This is a genomic window from Streptomyces sp. NPDC102283, from assembly GCF_044766265.1.
Classification (GTDB): domain Bacteria; phylum Actinomycetota; class Actinomycetes; order Streptomycetales; family Streptomycetaceae; genus Streptomyces.
In genome coordinates this window covers 1-12,619 of sequence record NZ_JBIWLQ010000010.1, presented here as the reverse complement: position 1 = coordinate 12,619, position 12,619 = coordinate 1, and the positions used below count along the sequence as shown (strand labels likewise).

Genomic DNA, 12,619 nt, shown 5'->3' with positions numbered 1-12,619 from the left:
CGACGGGCGGCAGGGCGGTTCAGCTCTCGGCGCGGGCGTTCAGCTGGCGCAGGAGCCGGGCCAGCTCGGCGACCTCGGCCCGGTCCCAGTCGGCCAGCTTGCGCACGTAGCGCCCCCGGCGGGCGTCCCGGACGCTGCGGAAGCGGGCCAGGCCGTCGTCGGTGAGGTGGACGAGCCAGGCCCGCCCGTCGGCCGGGTCGGGTTCGCGGGCCACCAGCCCGAGGTTCTCCAGGGAGCGCAGCTGGCGGCTCATGGTGGCCTTGCCGACGCCGAAGTAGGCGGCCAGCTCGGTGGCCCGCTGCCGGCCCGCCGCCTCCAGACGGACGAGCAGGCCGTAGGCGGCGGGCTCCAGTTCGGGGTGGACCTCCCGGGCCATGTCGCCCGAGGTGGCGCGCGCCCGGCGCAGGAACACGGCCAGCTCGCGCTCCAGTGCCAGAAATTCATGGTCCACACCACTTCCGCCCGTCGCGCCCGGCTCCGGCTCGCTGTCGTTCCCGCGCACGTCAGTACCCCTCGTACGGTTTCCTGCCGATGAAAGTTTCCTCCGCGACCGGTCGACGCCGCAGTTCGGCCAGTATTTCGCAGGAGTAGACCAACGGCGGCGGTCCGGCCCTCTTCCGCACCCGGGTCTACGTGCGTAGCGTCGACCACGGCAGGGCTCATGACATGGACACACCATGTCCTGGGTCCGGCGCATCTCCGCACCCGCACCCCCGCCCTTCCCTGCGCCCCACCCCACCCCGGAGGCACGCTCATGCCCGCGCACAGATCCGGTACGCCCCAGACGTCCCGCACGCCCGGCGGGCCCCGCCGTCGGCGCCTCGCCGCCGCGGGCTCACTCCTGGCCGCCGTCGCCCTCCTCCTGACCCTGCCCGGCGCGGCCACGGCCGCCGCGGCCGACGACGCCCCCGCCCGCGGCACCGCCCGGATGGGACAGGGCGTCATCGAGCACGACGGACAGGGCGGCCTGCCGCGCGACTCCCGGGCAGCCCAGACCGAGGGCGTGGACGTCAGCAGCCACCAGGGCAACGTCGCCTGGGGGACGCTGTGGAACAGCGGCGTGAAGTGGGCCTACGCGAAGACCACCGAGGGGACCTACTACAAGAACCCCTACTTCGCGCAGCAGTACAACGGCTCGTACAACGTCGGCATGATCCGCGGCGCGTACCACTTCGCCACCCCCAACACCACGAGCGGCGCCGCGCAGGCGAACTACTTCGTGGACAACGGGGGTGGCTGGTCACGGGACGGGAAGACCCTGCCGGGCGTGCTCGACATCGAGTGGAATCCGTACGGCGCCCAGTGCTACGGGCTCAGCCAGGCGGCGATGGTCAACTGGATCCGCGACTTCACGAACACCTACCGGGCGCGCACCGGCCGGGACGCGGTGATCTACACCGCGACCAGCTGGTGGAAGGACTGCACCGGCAACAACGCGGGCTTCGGCGCCACCAACCCGTTGTGGGTGGCCCGGTACAACACGACGGTCGGTGAGCTGCCCGCCGGCTGGGGCTTCCACACCATGTGGCAGTACACCTCGACCGGCCCGACGGTCGGCGACCACAACCGCTTCAACGGCGCCCTCGACCGCGTACAGGCACTGGCCAACGGCTGATCCGGCCGGCCCCGCACCGACCGACCGCTCGACCGGCCCCGGCGACCGCATCCCAGGTCACCGGGGCTCTTCGCGGCCCCGACCCCACTATGCACAGCATGTATACGCGCTATGTATAGTCCTGGGTGTACCGCACACCTGTGCGGAATTTCCCCGCTCAGAGGAGTGATGTGTCGTGCCCGGAAAGATGCCGTCGTCCACCATCGGGTTGACCGCGACGCTGGTGACGGCGCTCACACTGACAGTGAGTGGCTGCTCCATGGACACCACGGCACCGGGCACGGCACGCGGCGAGGCGGCCTCCGACGCCAAGGGCTCGTTCGGGCCGGTGGACTGCCGCAAGGCCAAGTGCATCGCCCTGACCTTCGACGCCGGCCCGGGCAAGGACACACCGAGGCTGCTGGACATCCTGAAGGAGAAGAAGGTGCACGCCACCTTCTTCCTGCTGGGCAAGCACCACGTCATCAAGCACCCCGACACGGTGCGGCGCATCGAGGACGAGGGCCACGAGGTCGCCAACCACACCTGGACGCACAAGGTGCTGACCGACCAGAAGCCGGACGAGATACGCACCGAGCTGGAGAAGACGCAGCTGGCCATCGAGAAGATCACCGGCAAGAAGCCCCGGCTGATGCGCCCGCCGCAGGGCCGCACCGACGACGCCGTCTCGGACATCAGCAAGGACCTGGGGCTCTCCCAGGTGCTGTGGAGCGCCACCGCCAAGGACTACTCCACGAACGACTCCGCGCTGATCGAGAAGCGGATCCTGGACCAGGCGAGCAAGGACGGCATCATCCTGCTGCACGACATCTACAAGGGCACCGTCCCCGCCGTGCCCGGGATCATCGACGCGCTCCAGAAGGACGGCTACACCTTCGTGACCGTCCCCGAGCTGATGGCTCCGGCCGTGCCGGAGCCGGGCACGATCTACCGCCCCTGACCGGACCGGACCGGCACGGCACACGGGACGGCCCGCTCCCCCTTGACTCGGGGAGCGGGCCGCTCGCGGGCCGTGGCGTACGGCCGTTCCACCGTCAGGCCGCGGCCGGGAGCCTCTCCTCGGTCCTGGCCCCGGTCACGGCCACGGGGGCGGCCGACGCCGGGGCGAGGGCGATCTCCAGCACCTGGCGGACGTCGGCGACCGGGTGGACGTCCAGCTTCTCCAGCACCTCGGCCGGGACGTCGTCCAGGTCGGCCTCGTTGCGCTGCGGGATCACCACGGTGGTGATGCCCGCCCGGTGGGCGGCCAGCAGCTTCTGCTTGAGGCCGCCGATCGGCAGCACCCGCCCGGTCAGCGAGACCTCACCGGTCATCGCCACATCCGTACGGACGAGGCGTCCGGAGAGCAGCGAGGCGAGGGCGGTCGTCAGGGTGATGCCGGCGCTCGGACCGTCCTTGGGGATGCCGCCCGCCGGGAAGTGGATGTGCACACCCCGGTCCTTGAGGTCCGCGACCGGCAGCTCCAGCTCAGCGCCGTGCGACCGCAGGAAGCTCAGCGCGATCTGCGCCGACTCCTTCATGACGTCCCCGAGCTGACCGGTCAGGGTCAGCCCGGACGCCCCGGTCTCGGGGTCGGCGAGCGACGCCTCGACGAAGAGGACGTCACCGCCCGCCCCGGTCACCGCGAGCCCGGTGGCCACGCCCGGCACCGCGGTGCGACGCCCGGCCGGGTCCTGTGCGGACTCGGGCACGTGGTGCGGGCGGCCGATGAGGCCGCGCAGATCCGCGTCGGTCACCGCGAACGGCAGCTCGCGGTCGCCCAGTTCGTGCTGGGCGGCGACCTTGCGGAGCAGCCGGGCCAGGGCCCGCTCCAGATTCCGTACGCCCGCCTCGCGGGTGTACTCGCCGGCCAGCTTGCGCAGCGCCGACTCCTCCAGGGCCACCTCGTCCTTCTCCAGTCCGGCCCGCTCCAGCTGGCGCGGGAGCAGGTGGTCCCGGGCGATGACGACCTTCTCGTCCTCGGTGTAGCCGTCGAGGCGGACCAGCTCCATGCGGTCGAGCAGGGCCTCCGGGATGGCGTCGAGCACATTGGCGGTGGCGAGGAAGACCACGTCGCTGAGGTCCAGCTCGACCTCCAGGTAGTGGTCGCGGAAGGTGTGGTTCTGCGCCGGGTCGAGGACTTCGAGGAGGGCGGCGGCAGGGTCTCCCCGGAAGTCGGAGCCGACCTTGTCGATCTCGTCGAGCAGGACGACCGGGTTCATCGAACCGGCCTCCTTGATGGCCCGCACGATACGGCCGGGGAGCGCGCCCACGTACGTACGCCGGTGGCCTCGGATCTCCGCCTCGTCCCGGACACCGCCGAGCGCGACACGGACGAACTCGCGGCCCATGGCGTGTGCGACGGACTCCCCGAGGGAGGTCTTGCCGACGCCGGGCGGGCCGACGAGGGCCAGCACCGCGCCGCCGCGGCGGCCGCCCACCACGCCGAGCCCCCGGTCGGCACGGCGCTTGCGCACCGCGAGGTACTCGGTGATGCGTTCCTTCACGTCGCCGAGTCCGGCGTGCTCGGCGTCCAGGATCTCCCGGGCGCCGCGGATGTCGTAGGCGTCCTCGGTCCGCTCGGTCCACGGCAGTTCGAGGACGGTGTCCAGCCAGGTGCGGATCCAGGAGCCTTCGGGCGACTGGTCGCTGGACCGCTCCAGCTTCTCGACCTCCTTGAGCGCGGCCTCGCGGACGTGCTCGGGGAGATCGGCGGCCTCGACACGCGCCCGGTAGTCGTCGGACTCGTCATCCGGGTCGCCGTTGAGCTCGGAGAGCTCCTTGCGCACGGCGTCCAGCTGGCGGCGCAGCAGGAATTCGCGCTGTTGCTTGTCGACGCCGTCCTGGACGTCCTTGGCGATGGATTCGGCCACATCCTGCTCGGCGAGGTGCTCGCTCAGCCACTGGACGGCGAGCTTCAGCCGGGCGATCGGGTCCACGGTCTCCAGGAGCCGGACCTTCTGGGCGGTGGTGAGGAACGGCGAGTATCCGGAGTTGTCGGCGAGCGCGGAGACGTCGTCGATCTGCTGGACCCGGTCCACGACCTGCCAGGCGCCGCGCTTCTTCAGCCAACTGGTGGCGAGCGCCTTGTACTCCTTGACCAGCTCGGCGGCGGATCCGGGCAGCGGGTCGGGGGCGGCGGTCTCGAGCACGGTTCCCTCGACCCAGAGCGCCCCGCCGGGCCCGCTGGTCCCGGCGCCGATGCGGACCCGGTCGCGGGCCCGGATGAGCGCGCCCGGGTCGCCGTCCGACAGGCGTCCGACCTGCTCGACGGTGCCGAGGACACCGGTCCCCGTGTACGTGCCGTCGATCCGCGGGACCAGCAGCACCTGGGGCTTGCCCCCGCCGGGACGGGCGGCGGCCTGCGCGGCCTCCACGGCGGCGCGCACCTCGGCGTCGGACAGGTCGAGCGGCACGACCATGCCGGGCAGGACGACCTCGTCGTCGAGCGGCAGCACGGGCAGGTCGATCGGTGTGAACGCCTCGGACTCGTTAGTCATGATCTCCCCTTCGGCAGGCAAGTTGAGCTATGTCGACTCAATGCTCATGAGCCGCCGAATGTTCCCCATCACTTGTTTGCTCTGAGCGATCAGCCGCTTTCCGGCCCCGGACCGCCTCCGGGGACAGCACCGCGGGGCGGGCCACTGTTCCCCGCACCCGGAAGGAGGAACTCGCTGGCCTTCGCCCCCGGCGCGGGACAGGATGACGAACACCCACCGCTACGACCGGAGACCGGAGAGCCACACGATGCCCGCGATGTCCGCGCCGCACGCCCCCGACCCGATGCCGACGCGTTCCGCCGAGACCCCCGTCGTCCTCGACCGCCGCGAGGGCCCCTTCGGCGAAGTCGCGCTGCGGGAGCGCGGGGAGCACTTCGAGATCATCGCCAACGGCTGCTTCCTGATGGACACCTCCGACGGGCGCTCCGAGCGGCTGCTGATCGACGCCGCGCTGACCGCCCTGCCCGCCGGACGGACCGGCCCCTCGGTGCTGATCGGCGGGCTGGGCGTCGGGTTCTCGCTGGTGCGGGCCGCCGAGGAGGGGCGCTGGGGGAGGATCGTGGTCGTGGAGCGGGAGCAGGCGATCGTGGACTGGCACCTGGCCGGGCCGCTGGGCCGGATCTCCGGGCCGGCGCTGTCCGACCCCCGGACCGGGATCCTGCACACGGATCTCGTCGCCCACCTCCGGACCACCACGGAGCGTTACGACGCCCTGTGCCTGGACATCGACAACGGGCCGGACTGGACCGTCACGGAGGACAACGGAACCCTCTACTCCCCCGGCGGCCTGGCGCACTGCCACGACCGGCTGACCCCGGGCGGAGTGCTCGCCGTCTGGTCCGCGCAGCCGTCGCCGCCCTTCGAACGGGCGTTGCGGAATGCCGGGTTCAGCGGGGTACGGACGGAAGAGGTGGCCGTTGCCCGAGGTGTGCCCGACGTGGTCCATCTCGCACTTCGGGCGGCGTGAACCCCCTCCCGGTATGCGCGCACCGGCGGTGGCACGGGCCAACCGGCACAAGGCCGACGATCCGGCCGCGCGGTCGGCCTGAACTCGCACCTCCGGGGCAACACCCTGCGTAGCCGGAAGCCCTCCGCTGCCTTTACGCTGCTGACCGGCACACGGGATCACCCACGAAATCCACGAGCGAAAACCGTGCCTCCGGGGGAATGGCTCCCGCGAGAACGGGCAGGGGCGGGGCGATGGAACAGACACACACCACCCACAACGGCGTCGCGGCCACCCCGGGGGCTCAGCGCCGGGTGCTGGTGGTCGAGGACGACGCCACGATCGTCGACGCCATTTCCGCCCGCCTGCGGGCGGAGGGCTTCCTCGTGCAGACCGCACTGGACGGCCCTGCGGCCGTGGACGCGGCCGAGGCCTGGCAGCCCGACCTGATGGTGCTCGACATCATGCTTCCCGGCTTCGACGGGCTGGAGGTCTGCCGCCGGGTACAGGCGACGCGTCCGGTACCGGTGCTGATGCTCACCGCACGCGACGACGAGACCGACATGCTGGTCGGGCTCGGGGTCGGCGCCGACGACTACATGACCAAGCCGTTCTCCATGCGGGAGTTGGCCGCCCGGGTGCACGTGCTGCTGCGCCGGGTGGAGCGGGCCGCGCTGGCCGCCGTCACCCCGCGCAGCGGGATACTGCGTCTGGGTGAGCTGGAGATCGACCACGCGCAGCGCCGGGTCCGGGTGCGCGCCGAGGACGTCCACCTCACGCCGACCGAGTTCGACCTGCTGGTCTGCCTCGCCAACACCCCGCGCGCGGTGCTCTCCCGGGAGCAGCTGCTGGCCGAGGTGTGGGACTGGGCGGACGCCTCGGGCACCCGCACGGTCGACAGCCACATCAAGGCGCTGCGCCGGAAGATCGGCGCGGAGCGGATCCGTACCGTGCACGGCGTGGGCTACGCCCTGGAGACTCCCGCGCCATGACGCGGCCAGGGTCCGGACTGCGGCCCTTCTCGATCAAGGCCAAGCTCGGCACGCTCGTCGTGGTCTCGGTGTTCATCACCACGGGGTTGCTGATCGTCGCGTTGCGGACCCGTACGGAGTTCCGCTTCATCACGGTGTTCTCGGTGATCGCCACGCTGCTGATCACCCAGTTCGTGGCTCACGGTCTGACCGCGCCGCTGGACGAGATGAGAGCGGTGGCCCGGTCCATCTCGCACGGCGACTACACCCGCCGCGTGAGCGGCGCCGGGCGGCGGGACGAGCTGGGGGACCTGGCGCAGACGATCAACCGCATGGCGGACGATCTGGAGGCGGAGGACCGGCATCGAAAAGAGCTGGTCGCCAATGTCAGCCATGAGCTGCGCACCCCCATCGCGGCGCTCAGAGCCGTGCTGGAGAACGTGGTGGACGGGGTGTCCGCCGCCGATCCGGAGACGATGCGCACGGCGCTGAAGCAGACGGAGCGGCTCGGCCGGCTGGTCGAGACGTTGCTGGACCTGTCGCGGCTGGACAACGGGGTGGTGGCGCTCAAGGCCCGCCGTTTCGAGGTCTGGCCGTATCTGTCGGGCGTACTGAAAGAGGCCAATCTCGCCGCCTCCCACCGACGCCTGTCCTCGGGTTCGGGCAATCACTCCCGTACGGACGTCCACCTGCATCTGGACGTCTCGCCGCCGGAGCTCACCGCGCACGCGGACGCGGAGCGGCTGCACCAGGTGGTCGCCAACCTCATCGACAACGCGGTCAAGCACAGCCCGCCGCACGGCCGGGTCACCGTGCTCGCGCGGCGCGGGGACCGTCCCGAGTCCCTGGAGCTGGAGGTCGTCGACGAGGGGCCCGGCATCCCGGAGGCGGAGCGCCACCGGGTGTTCGAGCGCTTCAACCGGGGCCAGGCGCCCTCCCCGCACGGTCCGGGAAGCGACGGCGGTACGGGACTGGGGCTGGCCATCGCCCGCTGGGCGGTCGATCTGCACGGCGGCCGGATCGGAGTGGCCGAATCCGCGAAGGGCTGCCGCATCCAGGTCACCCTCCCGGGAATCCCCGAGCCGCGCGGTTGACGGCGCGCTTGACATAGGGTCGAACCGAAAGGGCACGTTCTCCTGTGTCCTTCCAGCACGGGACCCACGGGGATACGGTCGGATGAACGTATCCTCGGTCCCGCGTACCCGAAGTGCAGTGGAACCTCGCTTGTTTCCCGCCATTTCCTGCGCCGAAACCCGCCTTCTGATGTGATGTGCACGACGAAGCACCGGCCCGGCCTGCAAGGAACGGTTCGGGGGGCGTAGCCTTGATTTCCGCTGTCCATCACCTTGTGAAGCGGAAGAGGGCGGTTGCCGCCGTGTCGTCTCAGTCCCCCAGTAACTCGAGCATCTCGACCGACCAAGCCAGCCCGGGTACGAACCCGGCCGCTGCGTTCGGCGCCAATGAATGGCTCGTCGACGAGATCTACCAGCAGTACCTCCAGGATCCCAGTTCGGTCGATCGCGCCTGGTGGGACTTCTTCGCCGACTACAAGCCGGGTGCCTCCGGCACGGCGGACAAGCCCGTTCCCGGCGTCGCACCGGTGACCGAGGCGCCCGCCGCCCCGGCCGCGCCCGCTCCGGCGCCCGCTCCGGCGGCCGCTCCGACTCCGGCGAAGGCCGCGCCCGCGCCCGCTCCGGCGGCTCCCGCGCAGCCGGCCCCCGCCAAGGCCGCCCCTGCCCCTGCCCCGGCGAAGCCCGCCGCCGCGCCCGCCAAGGCCAAGGCCGACGATTCCACCGAGGCCCCGGGCGGCCCGGAGTACGTGACGCTGCGCGGCCCCTCGGCCGCCGTCGCGAAGAACATGAACGCCTCGCTGGAGCTGCCGACGGCCACCTCCGTCCGCGCGGTCCCGGTGAAGCTGCTCTTCGACAACCGCATCGTCATCAACAACCACCTCAAGCGCGCCCGCGGCGGGAAGATCTCCTTCACGCACCTCATCGGGTACGCGATGGTGCAGGCCCTCAAGGCCATGCCGTCGATGAACCACTCCTTCGCGGTGAAGGACGGCAAGCCGACCCTGGTGAAGCCGGAGCACATCAACCTGGGTCTGGCCATCGACCTGGTGAAGCCGAACGGCGACCGCCAGCTGGTCGTCGCGGCCATCAAGAAGGCCGAGACGCTCAACTTCTTCGAGTTCTGGCAGGCGTACGAGGACATCGTCCGCCGCGCCCGCATCGGCAAGCTCGGCATGGACGACTTCTCCGGCGTCACCGCCTCGCTGACCAACCCCGGCGGCATCGGCACCGTCCACTCGGTGCCCCGCCTGATGCCCGGTCAGGGCCTCATCATGGGCGTCGGCGCGATGGACTACCCGGCGGAGTTCCAGGGCACGTCGCAGGACACCCTGAACAAGCTCGGCATCTCGAAGGTCATGACGCTCACGTCGACCTACGACCACCGGGTCATCCAGGGCGCCGCCTCCGGCGAGTTCCTGCGGGTGCTGTCCCAGCTGCTGCTCGGCGAGAACGAGTTCTACGACGAGATCTTCAAGGCGCTGCGGATCCCCTACGAGCCGGTCCGCTGGCTCAAGGACATCGACGCCTCGCACGACGACGACGTCACCAAGGCCGCGCGGGTCTTCGAGCTGATCCACTCCTACCGGGTCCGCGGCCACGTCATGGCCGACACCGACCCGCTGGAGTACCACCAGCGCAAGCACCCCGACCTGGACATCACCGAGCACGGCCTCACCCTGTGGGACCTGGAGCGGGACTTCGCGGTCGGCGGGTTCGCCGGCAAGACGATGATGAAGCTCCGCGACATCCTCGGTGTGCTGCGTGAGTCGTACTGCCGCACCACCGGCATCGAGTTCATGCACATCCAGGACCCGAGTCAGCGCAAGTGGCTCCAGGACCGCGTCGAGCGCGCGCGTCCGAAGCCCGAGCGCGAGGAGCAGCTGCGCATCCTGCGCCGGCTGAACGCGGCCGAGGCGTTCGAGACGTTCCTGCAGACGAAGTACGTCGGCCAGAAGCGGTTCTCGCTGGAGGGCGGCGAGTCCGTCATCCCGCTGCTCGACGCGGTCATCGACTCCGCCGCCGAGGCCCGCCTCGACGAGGTCGTCATCGGCATGGCCCACCGCGGCCGGTTGAACGTGCTGGCGAACATCGTCGGCAAGTCGTACGCGCAGATCTTCCGCGAGTTCGAGGGCAACCTCGACCCGCGCTCGATGCACGGCTCCGGCGACGTCAAGTACCACCTGGGCGCCGAGGGCACCTTCACCGGTCTGGACGGCGAGCAGATCAAGGTCTCGCTGGCCGCCAACCCCTCGCACCTGGAGGCGGTCGACCCGGTCCTGGAGGGCATCGCCCGCGCCAAGCAGGACATCATCAACAAGGGCGGCACGGACTTCACGGTCCTGCCCGTCGCGCTCCACGGCGACGCGGCCTTCGCGGGCCAGGGCGTCGTCGCCGAGACGCTCAACATGTCGCAGCTGCGCGGCTACCGCACCGGCGGCACCGTGCACGTGGTGATCAACAACCAGGTCGGCTTCACCGCCGCCCCGGAGTCCTCGCGCTCCTCGATGTACGCCACCGACGTGGCCCGCATGATCGAGGCGCCGATCATCCACGTCAACGGCGACGACCCGGAGGCCGTGGTCCGCGTCGCGCGGCTCGCCTTCGAGTTCCGGCAGGCGTTCAACAAGGACGTCGTGATCGACCTCATCTGCTACCGGCGCCGCGGTCACAACGAGACCGACAACCCGGAGTTCACCAACCCGCAGATGTACACGCTGGTCGACAAGAAGCGCTCGGTGCGCAAGCTGTACACCGAGTCCCTCATCGGTCGCGGCGACATCACGCTGGAAGAGGCGGAGCAGGCGCTCCAGGACTTCCAGGGCCAGCTGGAGAAGGTGTTCGCGGAGGTCCGCGAGGCCACCTCGCAGCCCGCCGCCCCGCACGTCCCGGAGCCGCAGGCCGCGTTCCCGGTGACCGTGGAGACGGCCGTCTCCGCCGAGGTCGTCAAGCGGATCGCCGAGTCTCAGGTCAACATCCCCGACTCGATCACCGTCCACCCCCGCCTGATGCCGCAGATGCAGCGCCGCGCGGCCTCGGTGGACAACGCCACGATCGACTGGGGCATGGGCGAGACGCTGGCCATCGGCTCGCTGCTGATGGAGGGCACCCCGGTCCGGCTCGCCGGCCAGGACACCCGCCGCGGCACGTTCGGTCAGCGCCACGCGGTCCTGGTCGACCAGGTCACCGGCGAGGACTACACCCCGCTGCTGTACCTGGCCGACGACCAGGCCCGGTACAACGTCTACGACTCGCTGCTCTCGGAGTACGCGGCGATGGGCTTCGAGTACGGCTACTCGCTGGCCCGTCCGGAGTCGCTGGTCATCTGGGAGGCCCAGTTCGGTGACTTCGTCAACGGCGCGCAGACCGTCGTGGACGAGTTCATCTCCTCGGCCGAGCAGAAGTGGGGCCAGACCTCCGGCGTCACGCTGCTGCTGCCGCACGGCTACGAGGGACAGGGCCCGGACCACAGCTCCGCCCGCCCCGAGCGCTTCCTCCAGATGTGCGCGCAGGACAACATGACGGTCGCGATGCCGACCCTGCCGTCGAACTACTTCCACCTGCTGCGCTGGCAGGTGCACAACCCGCACCACAAGCCGCTGATCGTCTTCACCCCGAAGTCGATGCTGCGTCTGAAGGCCGCGGCCTCGTCCATCGAGGAGTTCACCACCGGCGGCTTCCGCCCGGTGATCGGCGACGCGTCGGTCAAGCCCGAGAACGTCCGCAAGGTCGTCTTCTGCGCGGGCAAGCTGTACTACGACCTGGACGCCGAGCGCGAGAAGCGCGGCGACACGGAGACGGCGATCATCCGGCTGGAGCGCCTGTACCCGCTGCCGGGTGCGGAGATCCAGGCCGAGATCGCGAAGTACCCGAACGCCGAGAAGTACCTGTGGGCCCAGGAGGAGCCGGCGAACCAGGGTGCGTGGCCGTTCATCGCGCTCAACCTGATCGACCACCTGGACCTCGGCGTCGGCGCGGACCTCCCGGCCCGCGAGCGCCTGCGCCGCATCTCGCGGCCGCACGGCTCGTCCCCGGCGGTCGGCTCGGCCAAGCGTCACCAGGCGGAGCAGACGCAGCTGGTCAACGAGGTCTTCGAGGCCTAGGACCACGCGGCAGCCGTACGAGCTGTTCGTACGCCACAGGGACCCGGTTCCGCGCTCGTCGCGGGGCCGGGTCCCTGGCGTATCCGGTGTATCCGGTGTAATCGGCGTTCCGGAGGCCGTCCCGGCCCTCGATATCCTGTGCGCATGTACTTCACGGATCGTGGCATCGAGGAACTGGAGAAGCGGCGCGGCGAGGAGGAGGTCACCTTCGAGTGGCTCGCCGAGCAGCTGCGGACGTTCGTCGATCTCAACCCCGACTTCGAGGTGCCGGTCGAGCGCCTCGCCACCTGGCTGGCCCGGCTGGACGACGAGGACGACGAGGACGCGTGACCCGCCCGTTCTAGTCTTCTGAGTCAGGAATTCTGTTCAGATATGAGGCGAGGCGTTCGAGGATCTCGTCCGCGGTCTTGGTCCAGACGTAGGGCTTGGGGTCTG

At 70.5% G+C, this 12,619-nt stretch carries 9 protein-coding genes; 7 read left to right on the top strand and 2 right to left on the bottom strand.

Annotation, left to right across the window (positions count from 1 at the left end):
- Positions 1 to 19: 19 nt before the first annotated feature.
- On the bottom strand, positions 20 to 502 hold the full coding sequence (locus ACIRJT_RS20530) for a MarR family winged helix-turn-helix transcriptional regulator (protein WP_403911127.1): 483 nt from the start codon (positions 500 to 502) through the stop codon (positions 20 to 22).
- 252 nt (positions 503 to 754) lie between these two features.
- Here ACIRJT_RS20530 and ACIRJT_RS20525 point away from each other — a divergent pair, with 252 nt between their 5' ends.
- Positions 755 to 1,615, top strand: coding sequence for a lysozyme (locus tag ACIRJT_RS20525; RefSeq protein WP_403911125.1), 861 nt, complete (start codon positions 755 to 757; stop codon positions 1,613 to 1,615).
- Positions 1,616 to 1,802: 187 nt separating this feature from the next.
- Complete coding sequence (locus ACIRJT_RS20520) at positions 1,803 to 2,555, top strand: polysaccharide deacetylase family protein (RefSeq protein ID WP_403911553.1); 753 nt, start codon at positions 1,803 to 1,805, stop codon at positions 2,553 to 2,555.
- A 94-nt stretch (positions 2,556 to 2,649) separates the two neighbouring features.
- Here ACIRJT_RS20520 and lon read toward each other — a convergent pair whose 3' ends face one another.
- Positions 2,650 to 5,094 (bottom strand): endopeptidase La, encoded by a 2,445-nt coding sequence (gene lon, locus ACIRJT_RS20515; RefSeq protein ID WP_403911123.1) that lies wholly within the window; start codon positions 5,092 to 5,094, stop codon positions 2,650 to 2,652.
- Between the two features lie 256 nt (positions 5,095 to 5,350).
- Between lon and ACIRJT_RS20510 the strand changes: the two genes are divergently transcribed.
- From ACIRJT_RS20510 to ACIRJT_RS20490, 5 genes are all read left to right on the top strand, one after another.
- Positions 5,351 to 6,061, top strand: a complete 711-nt coding sequence (locus ACIRJT_RS20510; RefSeq protein ID WP_403911551.1) for a spermidine synthase — start codon at positions 5,351 to 5,353, stop codon at positions 6,059 to 6,061.
- A gap of 233 nt (positions 6,062 to 6,294) precedes the next feature.
- Complete coding sequence (locus ACIRJT_RS20505; protein ID WP_267001914.1) at positions 6,295 to 7,032, top strand: response regulator transcription factor; 738 nt, start codon at positions 6,295 to 6,297, stop codon at positions 7,030 to 7,032.
- Entirely contained in the window at positions 7,029 to 8,105 is a 1,077-nt protein-coding gene (locus ACIRJT_RS20500) for an ATP-binding protein (RefSeq protein WP_371625891.1), read from the top strand. The genes ACIRJT_RS20505 and ACIRJT_RS20500 overlap by 4 nt, the downstream gene beginning before the upstream one ends.
- A gap of 281 nt (positions 8,106 to 8,386) precedes the next feature.
- A complete protein-coding gene (locus tag ACIRJT_RS20495; RefSeq protein ID WP_403911120.1) occupies positions 8,387 to 12,184 on the top strand; it encodes a multifunctional oxoglutarate decarboxylase/oxoglutarate dehydrogenase thiamine pyrophosphate-binding subunit/dihydrolipoyllysine-residue succinyltransferase subunit in 3,798 nt (1,265 codons plus the stop codon).
- A 144-nt stretch (positions 12,185 to 12,328) separates the two neighbouring features.
- Positions 12,329 to 12,514, top strand: coding sequence for a DUF6104 family protein (locus ACIRJT_RS20490; protein ID WP_003966321.1), 186 nt, complete (start codon positions 12,329 to 12,331; stop codon positions 12,512 to 12,514).
- Positions 12,515 to 12,619 lie beyond the last annotated feature (105 nt).

Excerpts from the sequence above, each read along its gene's own strand:
- ACIRJT_RS20525 (WP_403911125.1), top strand. The coding sequence starts at position 755 with ATGCCCGCGCACAGATCCGGTACGCCCCAGACGTCCCGCACGCCCGGC.
- ACIRJT_RS20520 (WP_403911553.1), top strand. The coding sequence starts at position 1,803 with ATGCCGTCGTCCACCATCGGGTTGACCGCGACGCTGGTGACGGCGCTC.
- lon (WP_403911123.1), bottom strand. The coding sequence starts at position 5,094 with ATGACTAACGAGTCCGAGGCGTTCACACCGATCGACCTGCCCGTGCTG.
- ACIRJT_RS20510 (WP_403911551.1), top strand. The coding sequence starts at position 5,351 with ATGTCCGCGCCGCACGCCCCCGACCCGATGCCGACGCGTTCCGCCGAG.
- ACIRJT_RS20505 (WP_267001914.1), top strand. The coding sequence starts at position 6,295 with ATGGAACAGACACACACCACCCACAACGGCGTCGCGGCCACCCCGGGG.
- ACIRJT_RS20500 (WP_371625891.1), top strand. The coding sequence starts at position 7,029 with ATGACGCGGCCAGGGTCCGGACTGCGGCCCTTCTCGATCAAGGCCAAG.
- ACIRJT_RS20490 (WP_003966321.1), top strand. The coding sequence starts at position 12,329 with ATGTACTTCACGGATCGTGGCATCGAGGAACTGGAGAAGCGGCGCGGC.